Below are 25,401 nucleotides of genomic sequence, written 5' to 3' on the forward strand. Positions count from 1 at the left end.
CGTTGTTGTTCATTCGCGCCACAGCGGTTCCGCCCGTAGCGCGGCGATTTTTTCTTCCCATCCCCCGCCATATCCGGTTATTTCAGCCAGCCGGGCCGTCTCGCTGAGCAGGGTGAGCTCGATATGCAGCCGTTCCGCGGGCATGAGGCTGCCCAGCCGGTCCGGCCATTCGATCACACTGAGTCCTGTGCCGTAAAGATATTCCAGCAAGCCGAGATCCTCTATTTCCGTTTCATCGCTCAAGCGATAGAGATCCAGATGATAGAGGGGCAGCCGCCCGGGATATTCGTGCAGGAGGCTGAAGGTGGGGCTGGTTATATAACAGGATGGGGGCACCAGCAATCCCTGGCCGATGGCCTGGGTGAGGGTGGTTTTCCCCGCCCCCAGGGAGCCGCCCAGGGTGATCACTTCGCCGGGGCGGGCGGTCTCGCCGAGATAGCGGCCAAGGGCGGAGGTGACGGCAAGGTTTGAAAGGGTGATGGCGAGTTTCATCTTACTGATATTTCTTGTGGCAGAAAAGACACCGGTATTTCGGCGGATGGCCTTCTGGGAGAGGGGCTTGGCCTTCGGGGGCATGGCAGGAGGCGCAGTGCTTCTCCGCCTCCTTTTTGTCCAGGGGGTAGAATTGCAGGTGGATTTCATCCTGGGGCAGCTTTTTTGTTGATTCCGGCGGCGCCTTGAGCAAGAAAGCAAGAATGGCTGCACACCCGGCGAGAAACAGGATATTGAGCAGGCGGGTTTTGTTCTTTTTCGGGTCAGGGTTCACGGGCAGATCCTTCATGAGGGTTGGTCGATGCCCATTTCCAGGGCGCGGAAAGGGATAAGGCCGGTGCGCAGGCAAAAAATCAGGGACTCCAGGACGAGTTTTCCGGTCAGTTTGCCGCTGGAGGCCAATTCGAGGATGCGGGTATGCTGGTGATGCCTCTTGATGAGCTGGGTCATTTTTTGGCTTTCATACCCGGCATCAAGGATGGTGCGCGCCGCTTCTTCCCCGGAAACGATCGCCGAATAAATGCCTTCGCCGGTGAGTCCCGAGGCAAGGCCCGCCGCATCGCCGATCAGAAAGCGGTTGTGAAAACGCCAGCCGCGAAAGTCGGAGTTGATTAGGGCGGCCTGCGGCTGGCGGGACTTGAGTTCGAGGTTGTACCTGGTGCCCCACTGGTGCAGGCGGTGCAGCAGGATGTTGGGTTTGCTCGTGCTGCGCCGGGCATATACGCCGATGGAGGCGGTATCCTGGTGGGGGAAAATCCACGCGTAGCCGTTGCCGAAAAGTTCGGTGTCCAGGTGCCATTGCATCTCGGGGAAGTTGCCCTGCACTTGGTAGTTGATGCCCACCCCCATGTTCTCTGTGGGAATACCAAGCTGGCGGCGTACCAGGGAGCTGCTCCCGTCGGCGCCCACCAGGAAGGAAAAGCCAAACTCCTCCCCCCCCCGGGTATGCACCCTGTTTTCGCCGATCTTGAGAACAAGGGCGTTGGTGGCGATGCTGACTCCTGCGGTCACGGCTCTGTCCGCCATCCATCGTCCGAGCCTGCCCCGGTCAACGGTGCGGATAATGGGGCTGTCGTCTTGGATGACGGCGTGCTGCCAGTTGCTGCTGATACGCTGGCTGGTGAAGGATTTCTCCCACAGGGTTTCCGGGAAACCGAGACCCTGGGCGACGGAGGGAATGCCGCCGGCGCAGACCTTGGGGCCGATGGCGCTGTTTCGTTCAAGGACCAGAACTTCTTTGCCCTGTCGGGCAAGAAGGGTGGCGCAGGCCAGTCCTCCCGGACCGCCGCCCACGATGACGGTATGAAAATTTTTCATGATCGTTGCCTCTGATGCCCTCCGGGAAAACACCTCGCACACTATATGAGGATGGCTTTTCCTGTCAAGTGATTAAGAGCCGTTAGGGGACAAAGACCTTGCCGGACTGTGCGGTTACGGCTCTGTATGCCCCCATTGTTATCCGGCCGGTGAGGCTGATTTTTCACAACGGCTTAAGAGCTCTGGAATCATGGCAGGGTTCATGGTATTATCGCCACAAATTGAAAGCGAGAAAGGCCCTGGGGGATGTTCCTGCCGGGCAAAGTTGCCACTTTAAAAAGTTCCGTGTCCGGAACGCCTGTGTGAAGAGGATGGATGCATGAAGCTTGACCCGTTTGACAAAGTGAAGAAAAACAGGAGCGCACTTCCCTCCCTGATTCTTGGGGGCTTGGGATTGCTTGGGCTTATTCTGGCGGCTTTTTTCTGGCTGGTGGGGGAGATGGAAAACCCCCAGGTGGCGCTCAATGGGGAGAGCTCCCACATCGGCCTTGCCCGGCAGATTTCCGTGGGTGCCAGTGATGCCAAGAGTGGCTTGAGTTCCATCAAGGTTTCCCTCATCCAGGAGGGCAAAAAAGCGGTGTTGCTTGAAAAAAGCTATCCCAAGGCGGGGTCTTTCCCCGGGGGTGGGCCGAAGCAGATCGAGGAGGCCATCGAGATCACGCCCAAGGAGCTGGGCTTCAAGGACGGCTCCGCGGAACTGGTGGTGACGGCGGCTGATTATTCTTGGTGGAACTGGCTCAGGGGCAATGTCACCGTGCACTCCTCGGTTGTCGGCATCGACACCAAGCCGCCGGCGATCAGCGTGATGGAGTCGCCCCGGTATATCAAAGGCGGCGGCGCCGGCGTGGTTATCTACCGGGTCAGCGAGGTGGCGGGCAGGCACGGAGTGCTAATCAACGAGGTTTTCTACCCGGGTTTTCCTCTGCCCAAGCGGGGCGAGGGGATCTATGGCGCTTGCATGGGGCTGCCCCACGATATCGCCGCGTTGGAAAAGGCCTTTGTGGTTGCGGCGGACCAGGCCGGAAACGAGGCCAAGACTCCCTTTGCCATGAACCTGCATGTGCGCAAGATTGTCACTGACAAGATCAGCATCGGCGACGGGTTTCTCTCCGCCAAGCTGCCGGAGTTTGCCTCCCATTATCCGGAATTGAGCGGCACGCCGGTGGAGCAGTTTGTCTCGGTGAACAACGACATCCGGGCGGCCAATTACAAGAAAATTCAGGAGGTGTGCTCGAAATTTCAGCCGGAACGTCTTTGGGATGGCCGTTTCGGGCGGATGCAAGGAAGTCCGCGGGCCGGATACGCCGATCACCGCACCTATCTGTACAACGGCGAGAAGATCGACGAACAGGTGCATCTGGGCGTGGACATTGCCTCGCTTGAGCATGCCGATATCGAGGCCGCCAACCGGGGGCTGGTGGTTTTTGCCGAGTATCTTGGGATTTACGGAAATACCGTCATCCTGGATCATGGCCAGGGGATTTTCAGCCTCTACTCCCACCTGAGCCAGATCGATGTTCCCTTGAACAGCATGGTTGAGAAGGGCGCGGTTGTCGGCCTTTCCGGCACCACCGGCATGGCGGGGGGGGATCACCTCCACTTCAGCATGCTGGTCAACGGCATCTTTGTCGATCCGGTGGAATGGTGGGACGAGGAGTGGCTGAAACTTCACATGTTGAGTGTGCTCTAAGTTTTGTCCAGGATCAGGATTCTTCCGGAAAATCTGGCCAATCAGATCGCGGCCGGCGAGGTTGTCGAGCGGCCTGCCTCGGTGGTCAAGGAGCTGTTGGAGAACGCCATCGATGCCGGGGCAACCCAGGTCGGTATCCAGGTGGAAGGCGACGGCACCCGCCTGATCCGGGTGATTGACGACGGCTCCGGCATGGATCAGGATGATGTGCTCCTCTGTCTGGAGCGCCATGCCACCAGCAAGATCACAAGCTTGGCCGAGCTTGGCGCCATCCGTTCCCTCGGGTTTCGGGGCGAGGCCGTGCCCAGCATCGCCTCGGTTTCCCTGGTGCGGATTACCTCGCGTCCCGCAACCCAAGAGCTGGGTACCCAGGTTGATCTTCGCTTCGGCAAGGTCCTTAAGGTGCATGAGATGGGGGGCAGCCCAGGCACCTCGTTTGAGGTAGCGGATCTTTTCGGCAATGTCCCGGCCCGAAAAAAATTTTTGAAATCCACCCGCACGGAACTGGCCCATATCGAAGAGGTGGTGAAGAATTATGCCCTGGCCCGCCCGGCACTGGGGGTGAGTTTTTCCGTGGACGGACGCGAGGTGTTGCGGCTGCCTTCGCGGCTTGACACTCCACGGAGCAGGGCGGAACGGATTTTGGGCAAGGGAGGGGGCGCATTGGTGGAGGTGGAGCGCCAAGCCCTGGATGAGACCGAGCCTGGAGTTTGGGGGTATCTTCTGCCGCCGGACGCTCCTGCTGCCGGACGCTTGCGAATATTTGTCAATGGCCGGGCGATCCATGACCGCCTGGTAACCCACGCGGTGAGCGAAGGGCTGCAGAACTATCTCATGAAAGGCCGGGGAGTGGGCGGGGTGATTTTTCTCGACCTGCCGCTTGCAAGCGTTGATGTGAATGTCCACCCCACAAAGCAGGAGGTCAGGTTCCATAAGCCGTCGTCGGTGCATCAGGCCGTGGTCGCCGCGGTTCAGGGTGCCATGGCGGATCATCAGCGGGCCTTGAAAAAGGAGATATTTCAGGTTCCCGTTTTTGGCCAGGACAGGGGGCAGGCGCAGGCCAAAGCCTCCTCAGCCAAGGTGTATGCGCCGGTTTCAGCTCTTCCCGCCCCTGCGGCGCAGGAGCCGTTGCCGCTTTTTGCGACTGCTGGTGCTGCCGCGCCGTCGGTTCTCCAGCCTGCTTCCGAGAAGAATCTTTTTTCGGAAGGCGATTGTGCGGCGGAAAAGCCCCAGCCTCCGGCCACGAGCGGGGAGGAGAGAGCCCCTTGCCTTGGCGGATTGCGTTATCTCGGGCAGGTGCTGGACACCTATCTGCTCTGCGCCACGGAAAACGGCCTGCTTGCCGTTGACCAGCACGCCGCCCATGAGCGGCTGTTGTTTGAAACGCTGAAAAGGCAGTTTGCCAGCAAAAAAATCGCCCGGCAGACCCTTTTGTTTCCAACGGTCATGGAGTGCAGCCTGGAGGAGCTCCAGATTCTCAAGCAGTATGCCGAGGAGATCCGTGCCCTCGGAGTCGAGATCGAGGATTTTGGAGGGTCCAGCCAGGTGGTGAAGGCCGTGCCCGCGGTGCTTGGCCGCTCTTCGGTTGAAGAGGTGATGGCCGGTATCTTTGCCAGGTTCGGCGAGCCTGGCTCCGGCAGAGGCGGGGTGCGGGCCGAGGAGGTGCTTTCCGATATGGCCTGCAAGGCGGCGATCAAGGCAGGACAAAGGCTGACTGCCACGGAAGCCGAAGCGCTGCTGGACGAAATGCAGCGGGCCGAGGTTTTTTCCCACTGCCCCCATGGCCGGCCGGTGGCCAAGAGCTTTACCTCCGACGAGATCAAGAAGTGGTTTTATCGAGGCTGAGTCCGGATAAGCCATCGTTAAAAAATAACATGGCCGTTTTAGGCCGCCAGATGGCTAAGGAGCCGTACAAGTAAGGCAACATAAATGGCCTGTTGTTTCTGACCGGCCCCTAAAAAAATATCGCGCAAGCGGCTTGAAAAAAGTATCTAATTGAGTAGGCATCAACATTTCCGTGCCTTCTGCCCTGTAATTTTCTTGATAAGGAAGATGTCATGACAACACCCATTACGCAAACGAATTTTGCCAATCTCCATCTGGTGCATCGCGGCAAGGTCCGGGATCTCTACGAGGTGGACGACCACCTGCTGATGGTGGCCTCGGATCGTATCTCCGCCTTTGATGTGGTTATGGATGACCCCATCCCCAACAAGGGCGCGATTCTGACCAAGCTTTCCCTTTTCTGGTTTGACTATCTCAAGGATATTGTGCCCAATCATCTGATCACGGCCAATGTTGAGGAATATCCGGTTGCCTGCGCCCCATACCGGGAGCAGTTGGCGGGCCGCAGCCTGCTGGTGAAAAAGGCCAAGCCCCTGCCGGTGGAGTGTATTGTCCGCGGCTATCTCTCGGGCTCCTTTTGGCAGGCATATAAATCAGACCCGACCGTGTGCGGCTTTGCCTTGCCCGCCGGAATGCGGGAGTCGGACAAGTTTCCCGAACCGCTTTTTACCCCATCCACCAAGGCGGCCCTTGGCCTGCACGACGAGAATATCTCTCTCGTCGAGATGGAAAAGATCGTGGGCAAGGAGCAGACTGCCCGGATCAAGGATATCTGCGTGCGCCTCTATGTCAAGGCGGCGGATTATGCCCGCAGCAGGGGAATCATCATTGCCGACACCAAGTTCGAGCTGGGCATCTATAACGGCGAGATTATTCTCATCGATGAGGTGTTGACCCCGGATTCCTCTCGGTTCTGGCCCGAGGATCAGTACCAGCCCGGCGCGGGACAACCGAGTTTTGACAAACAGTTTCTCCGGGACTATCTCTCCACCCTCGATTGGGGGAAAAACCCGCCGCCGCCGCCACTGCCACAGGAAATCATCGAGAAGACCGCGTCCCGTTACCGGGAGGCGCTGGTCAAGATAACCGGGGCGGATATCTAGCGGGTGTCGGAAAATCCAGGCAGGGCGTTTTTTTGCAGGCCCCTGCTGCGGGAAACTGTGCTATCATCGGACAGGCGGGGTATGGGTGACAGCTCTTTTGAAAGGCTGTAGTCAGGAAACCATTTTTCCGGGAGGTGCGTGATGCCGAGACCGCTTGCGCGTGGTCCGTGCGAAACAGCCGCAGCCATGCTGCTGAGCTGCGCCCTGCTGTTGTTTTCTTCTGGCTGCGGAATTTCCGGATCCGGCGCCAATGACGGGTTCGGGGGATTTTTTACCCCCACGGATGTCGGCGTTATCCGGCACCATGTGCGCCAGTATCAGAATTCCCTGCGGGAATTCACCGCCCGGCTCTATGCCAAAAATCCCAAGTATGAGAAAGATCCGGCCCGGCAGCGGCGGAAGATCGATGCTGTTTTCGCTCCCCTGCCCACGGGGGAGCAGGTTTATGCGTACAAGCAATCCCACGAAATCCTCGCCGCCGCCTTCCATCCCGAAACCGTCGAGCCGGACCGGGTCTATCTGCTGAGCCTCGGGTTGTGGAAAAGCATCGTGGAGGCGTATGATATCGGGGACGAGGGGATTTTTGTGAGCGGTCTGCAGATTTCGCTGGAGCGGTTGCAACGGCTCCACCATAATCTCAGTCAGGTGAACTGGCGGCTGAAAACATACAAGGACAAAAACGGCAAACTGCTTTTCCTCACCAACGAAGCTGGCGCGGACGGCTATCTCAACATGGGCTACGAGGTTATCATGACCCGGATCCTCACCCGCCTTGAGGATGATATCGCCATGCGGGGAGGATTGCCGGAGCGATACATGTTCAGCATGTCCACCATTTTTGTCGGCATACTTCTCTAGCCGGATGTTGAAAAAAGACAGGACGGCTTTTTCAACACCCTGCTAGGCGTTCTAGGCGATCTCAAGGCGCGGTTTGTCTGGGCTACTGCCTGGCGAAGGGCTACAATCCCGTTTCTTTCAGTTTTTCTACCAGCGCCTGCTGTTCCTCCGACAGCTCCTTGGGGACCGCCACCACGATTTTCACCAGCAGGTCTCCCCGCTCGCCTCCCCGGCCCTCTGGCAAGCCCTGTTTGCGCAGGCGCAGTTTTGCCTGGGGCTGGCAGCCGGGCGGAACCTTGACCTTGAGCTGCTTGCCGTCCAGGGTGGGAACCTCCACCTCGGCGCCGAACACGGCGGAGCTGTAAGGAATTTGCAGATCCATGGAGAGATGCGCCCCTTCCCGGCTGAAGACCGGGTGGGGTTCGACCTTGATCAGCAGATATAGATCGCCCGGCGGGCCACCCATGGGGGAAGGGGACCCCTTGCCGGAGACTCGCAGCTTCTTGCCGGTCTCGATTCCAGGGGGGATCTTTACGGAAACCCTCTCCGCCGCAGCGCCGCGGCCAAGGGAGATGGTTTTTTCGGCGCCGGTCAGCGCCTCATTGAGGGTGATCGGCAGTTCCAGGGAAAGATCGTTGCCCTTCACCTGTTGCTGCTGGCGGAAATCCTGAAAGCCCTGGCTGGTGCGCCCTCCTGCCCCCGGCTGGCGGAACATCTCCTCGAAGACGCCGCCGCCCCCGCCGGAACTCCGGAAGGTGGCGCGGCCCCCGCCGAAGTTGATGCCGAATTCCCGCAGAATATCGCCCAGATCGGCATTGCGGAAGATATCCTCCTGGGAATAGCGCTGCTGGAAGCCGGCGGAGCCAAAGGAGTCGTATTGCTGCCGTTTCTCCTTGTCGGAAAGAACGGCGTACGCCTCGCTGATCTTTTTAAACTGCTCCTCCGCCTCCTTGTTCCCCTTGTTGCGGTCCGGATGATACTTGAGGGCAAGTTTGCGGTAGGCTTTCTTGATTTCCTCCGGGGAAGCGCTTTTTTCCACACCGAGTAATTTATAGTAATCCATACCTTGCCTGCCTGTCTGTCCTGGCGTCTGTCATTAAAAAAGGGATTTTAGAACGGAACATCATCGCCCATGACCGGCTCGGGGAAGGGCTGGTCGTTGTACTGCTGGGACTGCGAAGAATCGCCGCTGCTGCCGCGGGGAGAGAGCATCTTCATCTCCCTGGCCACGATCTCGGTGGTGTATTTGGTGTTGCCGTCCTTGTCGTCCCATTTGCGGGTTTGCAGCCTTCCTTCGATGAAGACCTTGGAGCCCTTTGACAGGTACTCGCCGCAAATCTCACCCAAACGGCCAAAGGCCACGATCCGGTGCCATTCGGTCAGCTCTTCCTTGGAGCCGTCCTGTTTCTTCCAGGTTTCCGTGGTGGCGACATTGAAGCTGGCGATGGCTGCTCCTGCCTGCGAGTAGCGCACTTCCGGGTCTTTGCCGAGGTTGCCGATGAGGATGACTTTGTTGACCATTTCTTCTCCTTAATGTTCTCGATCAGATTTGCAAAAAAAAATGAGGCGCTGTTGTGATGGCCGCCCATCATACCGGCTATTTCCCGCGTCCGCACCAACCTTTTCCTGGTACGGGTTCTCTGGTGCCCTCAGGGCATGGCTGCCGGGAAACGATATATCATAGTAAGGATGGGCCGGTCAAAAATCAACACCCAAAAGGAGGGGGCCGGAATAGAGACCGTGCTCAGGGGAGGCCGCATTTTGTCCGGGCAGCCCGGTCGAGCATGGCGGGCAGGCCGCCTTTTTCCTCCGGGGTGAAGCCGAAAACCTCTTGCCAGATCTCGTCGCTTTCCATGCAGAAATAAAGGCAGGTGTCCGGGTCCAGATAGCGGGAAAGATGGTGCGCCATGTGGCGGTACATCTCCGTGCGCAGCGGCCGGAAATAACGGAATTTGTTGTCCAGCCCCAGGACAAACTCTTCATGGAAGAAGCGGGATCTGGGAAAGCGTCCGGTGGCAATGTTTTTCAGGGATGGAAGAAAGCGCAGCGCCCCCATGCTGATCCAGACGATGCTTGCAGCCGGCACCGTGGCGAAGAGCCGGTCGATCGTCTCGGTGTAGCCCTTCTGCCAGCCGGGATGATGGATGAGCGGGTCAAAATGAAAGGCCAGCTTGTAGCCCCAGGCCGCGCACTGGGCCGCGGCGGCCAAGCGCTGCTCCAAACTGGCGGTGCGCAGTTCCTCCTTGGCCATGATCTCCGTGCTGTTGAGGGACCAGGCCATGATGGTGCGGCCGCCATGCGCGCAGTGCTTAAGGTTGTCCAGGGCAACGGCTTTTGATTTCAGCTCAAGCACCGCGTTGGGCTGATCCTTGAAAAAATCAATGAGGATCCGGCTCAAGCCCGTGATCCGGTCCAGGGCCATGGAGTCGGTGAATTCACCGGTGCCGATGCGGCGGAAAGTCTGCGGCGTTTCGGCAAAGGCTCCGGTGAGTTCGGCCAGCAGATCGTCGGTATTCACAAAAAAAGAAAGCCAGGGGTTGTTGAGGTAGGCCTGCAGGATGCAGTACACGCAATCCATGGGGCAGTTCATGCCGACATTGAGCACCTGATAGTCGCAGCAGCGGTATTCCCTGGTCGCGGGGCAGGGCTTGAGAAAGCGGCCCCGGTTTTTGCAGAGGACAAGATGCTTCTTGCCGCTGGTAAGGCTCTGGGGGGTGATGCCGGCCGCGAAAAGATCCAGGCCGGAACGGGGTGGAATAATCCTCACCTCCCGGCCCGGAAGATTGGCCAGGATAGTTGCGGTGAGGGGCAGATCTTGGCAGTCGTTTTCCACATAGACATGCTGGATGATGCTGGCTGGATCAAGGGGGGCGGTATGCGGCATGATGGCGGGTTTCCTGTTTGCGTATTGGTTGCGGCACCATACCGTAAAGAATCTGGACGGCCAACGAGAAAATTCTTGACCCTTGGGAGAAAATTGCACTACCATTTTTTAGGTGTTTATACCTAATCTGATCGTGCTTGACTTGTGACATGCCATTATGATGGAATAATGGATAATCTTTTGAAATTCCGCTGTTATTGGAAGTGGGGAGAATGCTCCATACACGCAAAAGAGGCGAACGATGAAAGAGCAGGATTTTGCCAGGATCAGTGAACGTCTGAACGGGATATCGCGTCGTGATTTCATGAAGTTCTGCACGGTGATGGCCGCCGGCCTGGGGCTTCCCCTTGAGGTCGCCCCGCGGATCGCAGCCGCGGTTACGGCCCCGCAACGTCCTCCGGTGATCTGGCTTTCCGGCTCTGCCTGCACCGGCTGCACCGAATCGTTGCTGCGCCCTTCCCATCCCTCCCTTGAACATCTTATCCTCGATCTTATCTCCCTTGATTATAACGAAACCCTCAATGCCGGGGCCGGCCATCAGGCAGAGGCGGCCTTGCAGGCCTCGATCGCGAAAAATTCCGGCAAGTTCATCCTGGTGGTGGAAGGGGCCATCCCCGTGAAGGACAACGGGGTGTACTGCATGATCGGCGGCAAGCCGTTCAGCGAGATCGTGCGCACGACCGCGGCCAAGGCCGCCGCCGTAATCGCCATCGGTTCCTGCGCCTCCTGGGGGGGGGTGGCCGCGGCAGAGCCGAATCCCACCGGCGCCGTGGGCGCGCCCGAGTTTCTCAAGGGCAAGACCGTGGTGACGATTCCCGGCTGTCCGCCCAATGCCTACAATTTTCTGTCCACCGTGATCCACTTCCTGACCTTTAAAAAACTGCCCGCTCTGGATGAGAAAGGCAGGCCGAAATTCGCCTACGGCCGCCTCATCCACGAGAACTGCGAGCGCAGGCCCCATTTTGACGCGGGCCGTTTTGCCCTTGCCTTCGGCGACGAGGGGCACCGGAAAGGGTATTGCCTGTTCAAGCTCGGCTGCAAGGGGCCGATGACCTTTGCCAATTGTCCGGCTGTCCTTTTTAATGATGTTGGCCCAGGCTCCTGGCCGGTGGGTACCGGGCATCCTTGCTTTGGCTGCACCGAGGAAGGGGTGGGGTTTCATCTTCCGCTCCATGCCCAGGCCGACCTGAAGTACATCACCCCCGGAGCCGCGTATCCGCATATCGTTACCGAGCGGGGAAAAGGCGCCTCGGTGGGCGCGGCGGCACTGGCAGCCGGGGTGGCCGGCGTGGCGCTGGGAGCCGGGGCTGCGGTTGCCAAGAACCTTGGCAAGAGCGGGCAAGGTTCTTCCTCAGAGGGAGAATAGGGTATGAAGATACGACGCAGGGATTTTTTGAAAGGGGTGGCGGCCAGCACCCTGCTGCTTGCCGCGGAGCAAAATCCGGCCCAGGCCAAACGGGCCAGAAAGGATTTGCCCCCCAATGCCGTCGGCATCCTGTACGATTCCACCCTCTGCGTAGGCTGCAAGGTGTGTGAACATGCCTGCAAACAGGCCAACAACAAGGTGGCGGAACACACCAGCCCGAACGAGCCGATGTGGGACGACCCCCAGGATCTTTCCGACAAGACCCTGAATATCATCAAGCGCTACGGTGTTGAAGGACAAAAGGATTCGGTGGAGGGGTTTGCCTTCATCAAGCGGCACTGCATGCACTGCATTGATCCTGCCTGCGTTTCCGCCTGCCCGGCCTCGGCGCTGGTGAAAAATCCAGAAAACGGGGTCGTGACGTACAACAAAAAGGCCTGTATCGGCTGCCGTTACTGCCAGGTGGCCTGCCCCTATAATATCCCCAAATTCGAGTGGGATTCGCCCTTCCCGGAGATTGTCAAATGTCAGTTGTGCTCCCATCTCTTGGCCAAAGGCGGGATTTCCGCTTGCTGCGCCGCCTGTCCCACCGGCGCTTCCCTGTTCGGGCCGGTGGAAAAGCTGCGGCTTGAGGCCAAGCGGCGGCTGGGCATGGAGCCTGGAAAGTACTACGATTTCCCCGTGGCCGACATTGAGTCCACCGAGGTGCAGCAGCATCGGGCGGGCGGCTATGTCAAGCATGTCTACGGCGAGCGGGAGCTTGGCGGTTCCCAGGTTCTGTATCTGGCCGGGGTGCCCTTTGCCAATCTCGGCCTGCCCGACCTGCCCGAGGATTCCTATGTGGCCCTGGCGGATGGCATCCAGTACGCCATATACAAGGGCATGGTCTATCCCATCGTGGTTCTGGGCGGTCTGATCTACATCATCCGGAACAGGGAAGAGAAAAAAGAGTAGGGACGCAAGTCCCGGCTTTTCACGGAAAGGAGTGTTCCCATGCAGGAAAGAGAAGCTTTAGGAGGCAAGGTGCTCACCGTGCCATTTAAGGTGTGCGCCGCCATCGCGCTTATCGGTCTTTTTTTTATCGGCAAGCGTTTCATCTTTGGAATCGGCTCGGTTTCCAACATGAACGACGGCTATCCCTGGGGAATTTGGATCGCCTATGACGTCGTGGTGGGTACGGCCTTGGCCTGTGCCGGATATTCCATCGCCCTGATCATTTATGTCTTCAATAAGGGGGAGTATTCGCCCCTGCTGAAGCCCGCCCTGATGACCAGCATGTTCGGCTACACCCTGGCCGGAATCTCGGTCATTTTCGATATCGGTCGGTACTGGCAGGCCTATAACATCTTCCTGCCCTGGCTCAGCAACCTGCATTCGGTGATGTTCGAGGTTGCGCTGTGCATCGGCACCTATATCCTGGTGCTGTGGATGGAGTTTGCCCCGGTTCTGCTGGATAAATTCAAGGCGGACCAGTTGAAGGTCCGGCTCAACCGGATCATCTTTGTCTTCATCGCCTTGGGCATCCTCCTGCCCACCATGCACCAGTCTTCCCTTGGCACCATGATGCTTATGGCCGGGCATAAACTCTCCCCCCTCTGGTGGAGCGGCTTTCTGCCCCTGCTTTTCCTCATCACCGCCGTGGTCATCGGCTATGCCGCGGTGATCTTCGAGTCGCTTATCGCCGCCATTGCCTTCAAGCGGCCCATGGAGATGCATCTGCTGAGCAAGATCTCGGCGCTCATGCCCTGGCTGCTCGGCCTCTACCTGGTGGTCCGGATCGAGGACGTGAACCTGCGCGGCTATCTGCCCCTGGCCTTTGAAGGAGGGCTCCTGGGTAATCTCTTTCTTCTGGAAAACCTGTTGTTCCTTGCCGCCCTGTTGATTTTGGCTTACCCCAACAACCGGCAGAGCCCGCAGTTGCTGTTCATCGCCTCCTGCGCCATGCTGCTTGGAGGGAGCATGTACCGTTTCAACACCTATATTGTCGGCTTTGATCCCGGCACCGGCTGGCGGTATTTCCCCTCGGTGCCGGAAATGTTCATCACCTTCGGGATCATTGCCGCCGAAGTGATGGCCTATCTGTGGTTTGTCAAGACCTTGCCGGTGTTGCCCAGGCTCACCAAGGCATGAATTTGAAGGTAACTATCTAGCTCAGGGCTGGAAAGGTTCATAAAACACGAAACGTAACTGTTCAGCAGTGCCGCAGATGCGCGGAAGAGGTCTGCGAAGTGTGCTATTGCACACGAGCAGGCCGATGACAAAGCAGATGCGGTGCTGCTGGGCAGTTACACCTGAAGGAGATTGTTCATGGCTAAGAGAATCGTCGTTGATCCCATCACCAGAATCGAAGGGCATCTCCGGATTGATTGCGAGATTGACAATGGCCGGGTGACCAAGGCTTGGTCTTCCGGCCAGATGTGGCGCGGCATCGAGTTGATCCTCCAGGGGCGCGACCCTCGGGACGCTTGGGTCTTCACCCAGCGCATCTGCGGGGTCTGCACCACGGTGCATGCCATTGCCTCGGTGCGGGCCGTGGAAAACGCCCTGAATCTGGAGGTGCCGCTCAACGCCCAGTACATCCGGAACATGATTATCTCCGCCCACGGGATCTTTGACCATATCGTTCATTTCTACCATCTATCCGCCCTGGACTGGGTGGATATCGTCTCCGCCCTCAAGGGCAGCCCCAAGGGGGCCGCCGCCCTCGGTCAGCAGCTTTCTCCCTGGCCCCGCAACAGCGAGCAGGAGATCAAGGCGGTGCAGGAAAAGCTCAAAGGGTTTGTCGGGAGCGGCCAGCTCGGGATTTTTGCCAGCGGCTACTGGGGCCATCCGGCCATGAAATTGTCGCCGGATGTCAATCTTCTTGCCGCCACCCATTATTTCCAGGCCCTGGATTACCAGCGAAGGATCAACAAGGTGGTGGCCATTCTCGGCAGCAAGACCCCGCATATCCAGAATCTGGCCGTGGGTGGCGTCGCCAACCCCATCAATCCCGACAGCCAGTCCACGTTGACCATCGAGCGGCTCTATTACATCAAGACCCTGATCGATGAGATCGGCGATTTTATCAAGAATGTCTATATGGTCGATGTCGCGGCCATCGGCGCTTTTTATGCGGACTGGACGCAATACGGCGCCGGGGTGACCAATTATCTTTCGGTGCCGGATCTGCCCTTGGACACCAAGGGGACAGCGTTTGACCTCCCCGGCGGGTACATTGCTGATGGCAATGTGGGTTCCTTCAAACCGATCACCGGATTCAACGATGATTTCTTCAAGCAGGGAGTCAAGGAGGGGATCAAGCATTCCTGGTACAAGGGAGACTGGGACCGTCATCCCTGGGAGGAGGAGACCGTGCCCCAGCACACCGAGTTCCAGGACAACGGCAAGTATTCCTGGGTCAAGTCTCCGACCTTCAACGGCAAACCGGCCCAGGTCGGTCCTTTGGCCAATGTTTTGTGCATGTACGCCGCAGGGCACGGTCCGACCAAAACCTACACCGACGGTCTTTTGAAAACGGTGAGCAAGCTGGCCGGAGCCACGGTGGGGATTTCCGCCCTCCATTCCACCATCGGCCGTCATGCCGCGCGGGCGGTGCGCTGCGCCGTGCTGCACGATTCCCTGCTCGGTCAGTGGCAGGCTTTGATGGACAACATCGGCAAGGGGGATTATACGACCTTCAACCAGCCGGTGTTTCCGAAAGGCGAGCAGCGCGGGGTTGGTTTTCATGAGGCGCCGCGCGGGGTTTTGTCCCACTGGGTCGTGATCCAGGACGGCAAGATCAAGAATTATCAGTGCGTGGTTCCCTCCACCTGGAACGCCGGGCCCAGAAACAGCAAAGACGCCCCTGGGCCGTACGAGGCTTCGCTGGTCGGCAATCCGGTGGCTGATCCGGAAAAACCCCTTGAGGTGTTGCGGACGGTTCACTCCTTTGATCCGTGCCTTGCCTGCGCCATCCATCTGTTGGACCCCGCCAGCCGGGAAATCGTCACCGTCAGAACCATGATCTGAAATTGTTGCGTGGAGTTAACCCATTGAAAACAGGCCGCCCCGGCTATCGGGACGGCCTGTTTTATAAGGAGGAGCATGTCTCATTCTATTCTGGTGCTTGGCGTGGGCAACGTGTTGCTGACCGACGAGGGGGCGGGCGTCCGAGCAGTGGAGCAGCTCCAGCTCCAGTATCTTTTTCCTCCCCAGGTCGAGCTGATCGATGGCGGCACCATGGGGCTGGACCTTCTTGGCTATCTTGATGACAAAACCCATCTGTTCATCGTGGATGCGATTGTCTCGACCCAACCTCCCGGTTCGGTGGTCATTGAAAAATTGCTCGATCCACCGGCCTATTTCAGGCAGAAGATCTCTCCCCATCAGATCGGGCTTTCCGAGCTTTTGGCCGTTGCCGCCATGCAGGATTGCCTGCCTCCCTCCATCACGCTTTTCGGCATTGTTCCCCTGGATCTGTCCACCGGCATGGGGATGTCGCCGGAGGTTGAGGCCGCGGTGGACCGGGTGGTTTTGGCGGTGGTGAAGGAACTTGGTCAGATGGGAGTCGAAGTGAGGGCGGCGAGCCGTTGACCCGCCAGCCACGATTGGGGCTGATTTCCGCCGGGTGGCTCTGTGGGAAAAAAACTTGATCATGACAGCCAAATAGTATTCTATGAAACACCTTGTCTGTGTCGCAGATGGCATGGCTGGTTTTTCAAGGAGAAAGGATGTCCAAGATCACGGTTTTTGTGGCGGATGATCATTCCATCGTCAGGGAAGGGTTGCGGCAGATGTTTGCCAGAAGCAACACCCTTGCCCTGGTCGGCGAGGCTGCGGACGGCGAGGCGGCCGCCAAGGAGATCCGCAGATTGCAGCCCGACGTGGCGATTCTTGACATCGCCATGCCCATGGTCAGCGGCCTTGAATGCATCCCGCTTGTTAAAAACGATTCTCCCAATACGGCAATCGTGATTCTTTCGATGTTCGCCCGCGAAATCTATGTGCACCAAGCCTTGTCCTCGGGCGCCCTTGGCTATGTGCTGAAAACCGCTCCCTGGTCCGAGGTTCTTGAGGCGGTGCGGATGGTGTCCCAGGGCAAGTATTTTCTGAGCCGGGAGATAAATTCCGAACTCATCCGCGGCTATCTCCACAATGAGGACCGGAAATCCGCCGAATCCAGCAGATACGATCTGCTCTCCGACCGGGAACAGCAGATATTCCGCCTGGTTATCGAGGGCAACCCTACCAAATCCATAGCCGAACTTCTCTGTCTGAGTCCCAAAACCGTGGAAAAACACCGCTCCAACATCAGCAAAAAACTCGGGATGAGCGAACCTCTGGCCATGCTGAAGTTTGCCATGAAGATCGGTGTGGCTGATCCCGACCTCTGGCCTGACGTGTAAGGGGGGTCTGCTTCCGCGAGGGGCGTTCGGTTCGGCTCCTGGTTGTGCCGCTGCGTAAAAAAAGAGTCATTGCGCTTTTCTTGTCTGGTCAAGAGGATCGGGGGTCGGTATAGTTGTCAAAGCCCTTGCGGCAGGGGTTCGAGTGGGCTCGCCGTTCCGCCGTTGTGTTTGTCCCGTGCCCATGAGCTTGTCGTGTCTTTAAGCCGGGAATGAATCTTCCTAACCTCTTGGTGGTATGTGAGCGATTCCGCAGAGCCGCACAATTCAAAAATCAGGCCTGTCCCTGTCCGGTGGTTTACCTGGTTCCTGGTCGTGGTTTGGACCCTCTTCATCTGCGGACTTTCTTTTCACGAAATAAACGGTATCAGGCAGATCACCCGGGAAATGGCCATCAGTGAAATCCGGGCTTACTGCAACAAGGACCGCGCTTTGCGTACCTGGGCGGCTTCCCATGGCGGAGTGTATGTGCCTGTCGACGAGCGCACTCCGGCAAATCCATATCTCGCGCATCTTCCCGAACGTGATCTGGTAACGCCCTCCGGCAGGGAACTCACCCTGATGAATCCTGCCTACATGATGCGGCAGGTGGGCGAGGATTTTGCAAGCTTCTATGGGGGCGGCGCCCGGATGACCAGCCTCAAGCCGCTGCGTCCGGAGAATGCGCCGGATGCCTGGGAGCGCCGCTGTCTTGAGGAGTTTGTCCACTCCCGGCGCCCGGAAAAAATCGAGTTCAGCCACATTGACGGCGTGCCGCATCTGCGGTTGATCCAAGCGGTGCTGGTGAAACAAGACTGTCTCCAGTGCCACGGCCATCAGGGCTATGAGGAGGGGGACCTCCGGGGCGGAATCAGTGTCAGCCTGTCCATGGTGGAAGCTCTGGCCCTTGAGGAAAAACAGATCGTTTCCCATCTTGTCAGGGCCGGTTTGACTTGGTTCATCGGCGTGACCGGCATGCTGCTCGGCGGCGGTTTTCTGCGGCGGCGTGTCGCGGAGCGCGATGCGGCCCAAGAGGCGTTGCAGCTCTCCCGTGATCGTCTTGCCCGGAAAAGAGAGGAGCTGGAGGAAGCCAACGCCGTGCTGTTGACGGAGATTGGTGAGCGGAAAAAGGCCGAGGCCGAGATACTGATCAGCGAGGAAAAGTTCCGCACCGTTGCGGATTTTACTTACGACTGGGAATACTGGTTGGATCCGGCGGGAAATTTTCTCTATGTCTCCCCTTCCGCGGAACGAATCACCGGATATAAACCGGAAGAGTTCAGGGACAATCCCAGGCTCTTCCTGGAGATCATCCATCCGGACCACAAGTCCCAGATGGAAAATCATTTCCGGCAGGCCGTGTCGGAGCGCAGGGTGTGCATGCTGGAATTCCGGATTGTCACCAAAGACGGGAAAAAGCGCTGGATCGGGCACACCTGCCAGCCCGTGTATAACCGTTCGGGCGAGTTTTTGGGCAACAGGGCGAGCAATCGGGATATCACCGGCAGCAAATGGAGCGAAAAAACCCTCAACAAGTTTGCGGTGGAACTGGCCCACAGCAACAGGGATCTGCAGGATTTCGCCTATATGGCCTCCCATGACCTGCGGGAACCGCTGGTGCTTGTGCAGGCTTTCAGTGAGAGGCTGCGGACCCGCTATGGGAATGACATCCCTGAAAAAGGCTTGGAATATGTCCGGCGGATTGAAGCCGCCACCGCGCGGATGCAGGAGCTGATTTCCGGGGTGTTGGCGTATTCGCGTGTTTCCGCCAAGGCCCAGCCTTTAGAGGAAGTTGACCTGGCAAAGATCGTGTTGCAGGTAATCTCCGATCTCGAGCTGCGGCTCGCCGAGACCGGGGGGCGGGTAGAGGTTGCCGATCTGTGCCGGATCAAGGGTGATCCTCTCCAGATGAGGCAGCTTTTTCAGAACCTTATAGCCAACGCCCTTAAATACAGCAAACCGGATATGCCGCCCCGCATTGTGGTTTTCAGTCGAAATATCCCCAGGGCCGATGGCAACGGTCCGGGGGATTTCTGCCGTATTGTGGTGGAGGACAACGGCATCGGCTTTGCCGCGGAATCCGCAGATAAAATATTCGGCCTTTTCCAGCGCTTGCATGGCCGGAGCCGCTACGAGGGAACCGGCATCGGCCTGGCGGTGTGCAAGCGGATTGTCGAGCGGCACGGTGGAACCATCACCGCGGAGAGTTCTCCGGGCATGGGGGCGCGATTCATCGTCACCCTGCCGGTGCGTGGCCCTGAGATTGACGATCTGGAGCAGCTTGTGTGCCAGGATTAAGCGGTCGGGCAAGCCGGAAAATGAGCGGAGGCGCGTTCCGGCCTGGAATACACCCCGGTCTTTGTGTATCATGAACCAATGCATGAAATGTCACTGGCTATAAACATTGTCGAACTTGTTTCGGAAAAAGCGCAGGCAGCCGGGGGGCAAAAGGTCACCTCGGTGGAGCTTGAGGCTGGTACGCTTTCCGGGGTGATGGTCGAAGCGCTGGCCTTCTGTTTTGACGCCGCCGCCCGCAACACCCCGGCCGAAGGCGCCCGTCTCGTGGTTCGCGAGATTGAAGCGCGCGGTGCCTGCTTGGGCTGCGGTCACGCTTTTGTGCTTGAGTCCCTGCTTGCCCAGTGCCCGCAATGCGGCGGCTATGCGGTGGAAACTCTGCAGGGGCGGGAATTGAAGGTTATCTCCCTCACCATTGACGAAGAATAGGTGATTCATGTGTGATTCCTGCGGCTGCAGTCAGCCGGAGAACAGCGTAACCATCACGAGGATTGGGCGGGCGGGCTCCGGCGCGGCAGACCATCACCATTCGCATCCGAGCCGGGTTGTGGAGGTGCGGGAGGCGGTGCTGGGAAAAAACGACGGGATTGCCGCGCATAACAGGGAGTTTTTCAAGGAGCGTCGAATCGTGGCCCTCAATCTGGTCAGCTCCCCCGGTTCCGGCAAGACCACCATCCTCGAACAAACCATCCGGGAGCTGCAAGGCGAGATCCCCATGGCGGTCATTGAAGGGGATCAGCAGACCATGCTCGATGCCGAACGGATCGATGCCACCGGGGTGGACGTGGTGCAGGTGAACACCGGGGCCGGATGCCATCTGGATGCGGACATGGTCCACCAGGCCCTGCACCGGATGGAGCCGGCGGAAAACTCACTGCTCTTCATCGAAAATGTCGGCAATCTGGTCTGCCCGGCCATGTTTGATCTGGGCGAGGCGGCCAAGGTCGTGATCATCAGCGTCACCGAAGGGGAGGACAAGCCCCTCAAGTATCCGGCCATGTTCGACGCGGCCAGCCTCTGTTTGATTAATAAAATCGACCTGCTTCCCCATGTTGATTTTGACGTGGCCCGCTGCCGGGAATATGCGCTACGGGTGAACCACCGGCTGGAGTTTTTCGAGATTTCCGCCAGAACCGGCGAGGGCATGCCCGCTTGGCTGGCCTGGCTGCGCCGGCAACTCTAAGCGATCACAGGTCGGCGCATCTGCTTTGTCATCGGCCTGCTCATGTGCAATAGCACACTTCGCAGGCCTCTTTCGCGCATCTGCACCACCCTGCAATCGCTTACAGGCTAACGGTTTGTATTCTTTAATGATTGTCCATGCCCCGTGATTGGTTCTTGATTTCTGGGCGGAAGGAATTCATGCCAATCGAGCGCTGGAAGATATCGGTCAGCGGCATTGTCCAAGGCGTCGGCTTCCGGCCCTTTGTCTACCGTCTGGCCAAAGAGCGATCCCTGGTCGGTTTCGTGGCCAACACCTCGGAGGGGGTTGCCATCGAGGCCCAGGGGCAGGTCGCGCAGCTTGATGATTTTCTTGGCGCCATGCGAAGGGAAGCGCCTCCCTTGGCCCAGGTCGGCGAGATCGTTGCGGTTCCCATCCCTCTGCGTGATGATGGCGAATTTGCCCTCCTCCATTCGACAGCCTCCGGCCCGGTTTCCACCCTGATCTCCCCGGATGTCGCCGTGTGCGATGCCTGCTTGGCCGAATTCTTTTCTCCACCCGACCGCCGTTTTCGCTATCCCTTTATTAACTGCACCAACTGCGGCCCCCGCTATACCATTGTCGAGCGCATTCCTTACGACCGTCCCCATACGACCATGCGCGAGTTTACCATGTGCGCACCCTGCCAGCGGGAATATGATGATCCCGCGGATCGGCGGTTTCATGCCCAGCCCAATTGCTGTCCCGACTGCGGCCCGCAGCTTGCTTTGGTTGCGGCGGACGGTCGTTTGGTGGCCCAGCGGGATGAGGCGCTTCGCGAGACACTCCTGCGGTTGGCAACGGGCGAGATCGTGGCAATCAAAGGAGTGGGCGGGTTTCATCTGGCCGTGGACGCTGCCAATGCGCAGGCGGTAAATTGTCTGCGGCAGAGGAAGGGGAGGGAGGCCAAGCCGCTGGCGGTGATGGTTGCCGATCTGTCCGCAGCCCGGAAGATCTGCCGGTTGGGGGATATGGAAGAGCAGGCCCTTACGAGCCAAGAGCGGCCCATTGTCCTGGCTGAAAAAAAAGAGGGGCATGGGTTGGCGGAAGAGGTTGCCCCGGGATGCGACCAGTTTGGCCTCATGCTGCCCTATGCGCCGCTCCACTATCTGCTCTTGCAGGGGTCGGTGCGCACCGTGGTTATGACCAGCGGCAACCGCAGCGAAGAGCCGATTTGCATCGAAAACCATGAGGCGGTGCAGCGTCTGGGCTGTATAGCTGATTGTTTTCTCATGCATGATCGCGGGATTCATCTACCCTGCGATGATTCGGTGGTTGCGCTCCAGGCAGGGATGATCCGCCAGATCCGGCGCAGCCGGGGCTTTGCCCCCAAGCCCATTCTGCTGGCGGGAACCGGGGGGATGGTTCTCGGAGTGGGGGCGGAACTCAAGAATACCGTCTGTCTGCTCAAGGAAAATCACGCTTTTCTCAGCCAGCACATCGGGGATCTGAAAAATCTCGAGGCCTACCGGGTTTTTCAGCACAGCCTCGGCCAATTGGCAACTCTTTTTGAAATCAACCCGGCCCTGATCGTGCATGACCTGCACCCCCAGTATCTTTCAAGCCGCTGGGCCAAGGAGCAGAATATTCCCACCCTGGCGGTGCAGCATCACCATGCCCATCTAGCCGCCTGTCTGGCCGAGAACCACCAGGCAGGCCCGGCCATCGGCATTATCCTTGATGGGACAGGGTATGGATCTGACCGGACCATCTGGGGCGGCGAGGTTTTGCTGGGAGACGCCCGTGGGTGCCAGCGGTTTGGCGCTTTGGAAGCCTTGCCCCTGCCGGGTGGGGATGCCGCGGTGCAGGCCCCTTGGCGAATAGCCGTGAGCTATCTCCATGCCGCCTACGGCGCGGCATTGCCCGACCTGCCTTTTTTGGCTGATCACGAGTGCGGGGTGATCCTTGAGATGGTGCAAAAAAGGCTGAATTCCCCCCTGACCAGCAGTTGCGGCAGGCTCTTTGATGCGGTGGCCGCCATGAGCGGGGGTCGGCAGACCATCCACTATGAGGCCCAGGCCGCCATCGAGCTGATGCAACTGGCGGGCGGTGAGCTTGGTGAGGAAGTATTTCCCTGCGAAGTCTACGAAGAAGATGCTATAGCTGAGTTGAGCAGCGTGTCTGCTCGTACGAAACGTATACCCTCTGGGTGCATGCTGAAAATCTCGGTGCGTTCCTTGATCCGGGAGGTGGCGCAAGCCGTGCAGGCCGGGATGGCGCAAAACGAGATCAGCCGCAGGTTCCATGGTGGGCTGGTTGCGGCCTTTACCCGGGTGGCCGAGGAAGCGCGGCGCAGGGAAAAAATCAGTACCGTGGCCTTGAGCGGCGGGGTTTTTCAGAACCGGCTGCTTTTGGAGGGGATGAATGCCTCTCTGGGGCGGGCCGGATTCAAGGTGCTGATGCATACGAAGCTGCCCTGCAATGATGGGTGCATTTCCTTGGGGCAGGCAGTGATTGGCCGTGAGGCGTTAAAGAAAAGGTGACGGTATGTGTCTGGCGATTCCCGGCAGGGTGGTGGAGATATTTCAGGAAAACGGCCTGCTCATGGGGCATATTGACTACAGCGGCACGGTCAATACGATCTGCCTTGAGTATGTGCCGGAGATCGCGGTGGGCCAGTATACCGTGGTGCATGCAGGCTTTGCCCTGTCGGTGCTGAACGAGGAAGAGGCGCAACAGAGTTTTGCCGCCTGGCGGGAATTGACCCAGGCCGTGGCGGCGCAGGGCACGGATGTCTTCGGCAATCCCCTGGAGAAGTAGCCCCTTGCAAAAGGCCCAAAAGTTCCCTCCCGTCAAGGGAGGAGGATTCCATTTGGCAGAATTTTGCAAGAGGCGATACATAAAGAGGCCTTTGTCTCCCCATGAAATATGTTGATGAATACCGCGATCCGGCCCTGGCTGTCCGCCTTCTTGATGAAATCCGCCAGACCGTGACCCGGCCGTGGGTGGTCATGGAGATTTGCGGCGGCCATACCCATGCCATCATGAAAAATGGGTTGGATCAGTTGTTGCCCGCCCAAGTTGAGCTGGTGCATGGCCCGGGTTGCCCGGTCTGCGTGACCCCGGTGGAGACCATTGACCGGGCCGTGGCCATCGCGGCCAGGCCCGAGGTGATCTTTACCAGTTTCGGCGACATGCTCCGGGTGCCGGGCAGCAGTTCCAGCCTGTTCATGGCGAAATCCGCCGGCGCCGACGTGCGCATGGTGTATTCGCCCCTGGAAGCCGTGGCCCTGGCCCGCCAAAACCCGGAGCGGGAAGTGGTTTTTCTTGCCGTCGGTTTTGAAACAACGGCGCCGGGCAATGGCATGGCCTTGTTGCAAGCCAAACGCGAAGGGCTGACGAACTTCAGCCTGCTGGCCAGTCATGTTCTCGTGCCCCCCGCCATCCGGGCACTGCTCTCTTCGCCAGCCAACCGGGTGCAGGGCTATCTTGCTCCTGGGCATGTCTGCACGATCATGGGTTGGCAGGAGTACGTCCCTTTGGCTGAGGAATTTAAGGTGCCCATCGTGGTCACCGGCTTTGAACTCCTCGATATCCTGGCCGGTCTGCTCATGGTGCTTCGCCAGCTTGAGGCGGGGGAGCATGGGGTGGAGAACCAATACGGCCGGTCGGTGAGCCGGGACGGCAATCCGGGGGCGCAACGGATCATGGCCGAGGTCTTTGCGGTGCGTGACCGTCCTTGGCGGGGGATCGGGGTGCTGCCTGCCAGCGGCCTGGTGATCAGGGAGCATCTTGCCGCCTATGACGCCGAGCGGAAGTTTGCCGTGGAAACCATCAGGGTGCGGGAGCCTGAGGCATGCAAAAGCGGCAGTGTGTTGCAGGGGCTGATCAAGCCCGATGGCTGTCCGGCTTTTGGCCGGGAATGCACCCCGGAGCATCCCCTGGGGGCGACCATGGTCTCCGGCGAGGGTGCCTGCGCCGCTTACTATAAATACCACAGGATCTCCCATGCATAATTTGAATCCGGAAGACTTCAGTTGCCCCCTGCCCATCATGGAATACGAGACCATCCAACTGGCGCACGGTAGCGGCGGGCGTCTCTCCGCCGAGCTTGTCAGCCGGTTTTTTCTGCCGCGCTTTGGCAATGAAACTCTGAACCGGCTGGAGGATCAGGCGGTGGTCGATTTCCCCCAGGGGCGTTTGGCCTTGACCACCGATTCCTTTGTGGTTGACCCCCTTTTTTTTCCAGGCGGTGACATCGGCGATCTGGCGATCAACGGGACGGTGAACGATGTCTGCATGAGCGGCGCAACCCCGCTCTATCTGGCCGCCGCCTTTATCATTGAAGAGGGGTTGCCCATGGTCACCCTGCATCGGATTCTGCTTTCCATGGAAAAGGCGGCGAAAAGCGCCGGGGTGCAGATCGTGACCGGAGATACCAAGGTGGTCAACCGGGGGTGCTGCGACAAGCTCTTCATCACCACCACCGGGGTGGGCCGGGTTCCGGCGGAGGCGAACATTTCCGCGGCCAATCTTCAGGCCGGAGACACGATCATTCTTTCCGGTTCCATTGGCGACCACGGCATGGCGATTTTGACCTCTCGGGAGGGGCTTTCCTTTGCCTCCCGGGTGCAAAGCGACACGGCCGCTTTGAATGGCCTGGTGGCCAGAATGCTGCAAGCCTCCCCGATTATTCATGCCATGCGCGATCCTACCCGGGGGGGGCTCGCCACCACGCTCAACGAGTTTGCCACTGCCTCCGGGGTCGGTATCGTGTTGCAGGAGGCGGCTATTCCGGTGCGGCCCGAGGTGCGTGGGGCCTGCGAGGTGCTGGGCATCGACCCCATGTATGTCGCCAACGAGGGCAAGCTGGTGGCCGTTGTTCCCGGGGAGGTTGCCGGTACGGTGGTGGCCGCCATGCGAAGCCATCCCTTGGGCCGGGAGGCCGCGATTATCGGCGAGGTCGTCGCGGAGAACCGGGGAATGGTGGTCATGCGCAACGCCCTAGGGGCGCAACGGATTGTCGATATGCCGGTGGGCGAGCAGCTCCCCAGGATTTGCTGAATGC

At 58.9% G+C, this 25,401-nt stretch carries 23 protein-coding genes; 17 read left to right on the plus strand and 6 right to left on the minus strand.

The window, feature by feature from the left end:
- Positions 1 to 9: 9 nt before the first annotated feature.
- From tsaE to MWR57_RS04285, 3 genes are read right to left on the minus strand one after another with little or no spacing between them, the layout of a single operon-like run.
- Positions 10 to 492, minus strand: coding sequence for a tRNA (adenosine(37)-N6)-threonylcarbamoyltransferase complex ATPase subunit type 1 TsaE (gene tsaE, locus MWR57_RS04275; RefSeq protein WP_423123548.1), 483 nt, complete (start codon positions 490 to 492; stop codon positions 10 to 12).
- Between the two features lies 1 nt (position 493).
- Complete coding sequence (locus MWR57_RS04280) at positions 494 to 766, minus strand: hypothetical protein (protein ID WP_423123549.1); 273 nt, start codon at positions 764 to 766, stop codon at positions 494 to 496.
- A gap of 11 nt (positions 767 to 777) precedes the next feature.
- Positions 778 to 1,809 (minus strand): NAD(P)/FAD-dependent oxidoreductase, encoded by a 1,032-nt coding sequence (locus tag MWR57_RS04285; RefSeq protein WP_423123550.1) that lies wholly within the window; start codon positions 1,807 to 1,809, stop codon positions 778 to 780.
- A gap of 319 nt (positions 1,810 to 2,128) precedes the next feature.
- On the opposite strand from MWR57_RS04285, the gene MWR57_RS04290 reads away from it, so the two are divergent.
- The 4 genes from MWR57_RS04290 to MWR57_RS04305 all read left to right on the plus strand — a co-directional run bounded on the left by MWR57_RS04290 (position 2,129) and on the right by MWR57_RS04305 (position 7,305).
- Positions 2,129 to 3,499, plus strand: coding sequence for a M23 family metallopeptidase (locus tag MWR57_RS04290; RefSeq protein WP_423123551.1), 1,371 nt, complete (start codon positions 2,129 to 2,131; stop codon positions 3,497 to 3,499).
- Between the two features lie 3 nt (positions 3,500 to 3,502).
- Positions 3,503 to 5,344 carry a DNA mismatch repair endonuclease MutL gene (gene mutL, locus MWR57_RS04295; RefSeq protein WP_423123552.1) on the plus strand — a complete coding sequence of 614 codons (1,842 nt, stop codon included), beginning with the start codon at positions 3,503 to 3,505 and terminating at the stop codon, positions 5,342 to 5,344.
- Between the two features lie 212 nt (positions 5,345 to 5,556).
- Complete coding sequence (locus MWR57_RS04300; protein WP_423123553.1) at positions 5,557 to 6,447, plus strand: phosphoribosylaminoimidazolesuccinocarboxamide synthase; 891 nt, start codon at positions 5,557 to 5,559, stop codon at positions 6,445 to 6,447.
- Between the two features lie 141 nt (positions 6,448 to 6,588).
- Positions 6,589 to 7,305, plus strand: coding sequence for a hypothetical protein (locus MWR57_RS04305; protein WP_423123554.1), 717 nt, complete (start codon positions 6,589 to 6,591; stop codon positions 7,303 to 7,305).
- A gap of 100 nt (positions 7,306 to 7,405) precedes the next feature.
- Here MWR57_RS04305 and MWR57_RS04310 read toward each other — a convergent pair whose 3' ends face one another.
- From MWR57_RS04310 to MWR57_RS04320, 3 genes are all read right to left on the minus strand, one after another.
- Positions 7,406 to 8,347, minus strand: coding sequence for a DnaJ C-terminal domain-containing protein (locus MWR57_RS04310; protein ID WP_423123555.1), 942 nt, complete (start codon positions 8,345 to 8,347; stop codon positions 7,406 to 7,408).
- A 47-nt stretch (positions 8,348 to 8,394) separates the two neighbouring features.
- Positions 8,395 to 8,805: a single-stranded DNA-binding protein gene (locus MWR57_RS04315; RefSeq protein WP_307633107.1), complete on the minus strand. Its 411-nt coding sequence runs from the start codon at positions 8,803 to 8,805 to the stop codon at positions 8,395 to 8,397.
- Between the two features lie 223 nt (positions 8,806 to 9,028).
- Positions 9,029 to 10,168 (minus strand): SPL family radical SAM protein, encoded by a 1,140-nt coding sequence (locus MWR57_RS04320; RefSeq protein ID WP_423123556.1) that lies wholly within the window; start codon positions 10,166 to 10,168, stop codon positions 9,029 to 9,031.
- Between the two features lie 241 nt (positions 10,169 to 10,409).
- Between MWR57_RS04320 and MWR57_RS04325 the strand changes: the two genes are divergently transcribed.
- From MWR57_RS04325 to hypE, 13 genes are all read left to right on the plus strand, one after another.
- A complete protein-coding gene (locus tag MWR57_RS04325; protein ID WP_423123557.1) occupies positions 10,410 to 11,534 on the plus strand; it encodes a hydrogenase small subunit in 1,125 nt (374 codons plus the stop codon).
- Between the two features lie 3 nt (positions 11,535 to 11,537).
- Positions 11,538 to 12,488 (plus strand): hydrogenase 2 operon protein HybA, encoded by a 951-nt coding sequence (gene hybA, locus MWR57_RS04330; RefSeq protein WP_423123558.1) that lies wholly within the window; start codon positions 11,538 to 11,540, stop codon positions 12,486 to 12,488.
- Positions 12,489 to 12,527: 39 nt separating this feature from the next.
- On the plus strand, positions 12,528 to 13,664 hold the full coding sequence (gene hybB, locus MWR57_RS04335; protein ID WP_423123559.1) for a Ni/Fe-hydrogenase cytochrome b subunit: 1,137 nt from the start codon (positions 12,528 to 12,530) through the stop codon (positions 13,662 to 13,664).
- A 177-nt stretch (positions 13,665 to 13,841) separates the two neighbouring features.
- Complete coding sequence (locus MWR57_RS04340) at positions 13,842 to 15,545, plus strand: nickel-dependent hydrogenase large subunit (RefSeq protein ID WP_423123560.1); 1,704 nt, start codon at positions 13,842 to 13,844, stop codon at positions 15,543 to 15,545.
- Between the two features lie 75 nt (positions 15,546 to 15,620).
- Positions 15,621 to 16,109: a HyaD/HybD family hydrogenase maturation endopeptidase gene (locus tag MWR57_RS04345; RefSeq protein ID WP_423123561.1), complete on the plus strand. Its 489-nt coding sequence runs from the start codon at positions 15,621 to 15,623 to the stop codon at positions 16,107 to 16,109.
- A 137-nt stretch (positions 16,110 to 16,246) separates the two neighbouring features.
- Positions 16,247 to 16,921, plus strand: a complete 675-nt coding sequence (locus MWR57_RS04350; protein ID WP_423123562.1) for a response regulator — start codon at positions 16,247 to 16,249, stop codon at positions 16,919 to 16,921.
- 237 nt (positions 16,922 to 17,158) lie between these two features.
- Positions 17,159 to 19,195, plus strand: a complete 2,037-nt coding sequence (locus MWR57_RS04355) for an ATP-binding protein (protein WP_423123563.1) — start codon at positions 17,159 to 17,161, stop codon at positions 19,193 to 19,195.
- An 87-nt stretch (positions 19,196 to 19,282) separates the two neighbouring features.
- Positions 19,283 to 19,621, plus strand: a complete 339-nt coding sequence (locus MWR57_RS04360) for a hydrogenase maturation nickel metallochaperone HypA/HybF (protein ID WP_423123564.1) — start codon at positions 19,283 to 19,285, stop codon at positions 19,619 to 19,621.
- A 7-nt stretch (positions 19,622 to 19,628) separates the two neighbouring features.
- Complete coding sequence (gene hypB, locus MWR57_RS04365) at positions 19,629 to 20,375, plus strand: hydrogenase nickel incorporation protein HypB (RefSeq protein WP_423123565.1); 747 nt, start codon at positions 19,629 to 19,631, stop codon at positions 20,373 to 20,375.
- Positions 20,376 to 20,554: 179 nt separating this feature from the next.
- The gene (gene hypF / locus MWR57_RS04370; protein ID WP_423123566.1) at positions 20,555 to 22,876 is read left to right on the plus strand and encodes a carbamoyltransferase HypF; all 2,322 of its coding nucleotides are present in this window, start codon (positions 20,555 to 20,557) and stop codon (positions 22,874 to 22,876) included.
- A gap of 4 nt (positions 22,877 to 22,880) precedes the next feature.
- Positions 22,881 to 23,153 carry a HypC/HybG/HupF family hydrogenase formation chaperone gene (locus tag MWR57_RS04375; RefSeq protein ID WP_423123567.1) on the plus strand — a complete coding sequence of 91 codons (273 nt, stop codon included), beginning with the start codon at positions 22,881 to 22,883 and terminating at the stop codon, positions 23,151 to 23,153.
- A gap of 101 nt (positions 23,154 to 23,254) precedes the next feature.
- Entirely contained in the window at positions 23,255 to 24,349 is a 1,095-nt protein-coding gene (gene hypD, locus MWR57_RS04380) for a hydrogenase formation protein HypD (RefSeq protein WP_423123568.1), read from the plus strand.
- A complete protein-coding gene (gene hypE, locus MWR57_RS04385; protein ID WP_423123569.1) occupies positions 24,342 to 25,397 on the plus strand; it encodes a hydrogenase expression/formation protein HypE in 1,056 nt (351 codons plus the stop codon). The genes hypD and hypE overlap by 8 nt, the downstream gene beginning before the upstream one ends.
- Positions 25,398 to 25,401 lie beyond the last annotated feature (4 nt).

The organism is Hydrosulfovibrio ferrireducens (assembly GCF_046883345.1).
In the GTDB taxonomy this organism is placed as follows: Bacteria; Desulfobacterota; Desulfobulbia; order Desulfobulbales; family Desulfurivibrionaceae; genus Thiovibrio; species Thiovibrio ferrireducens.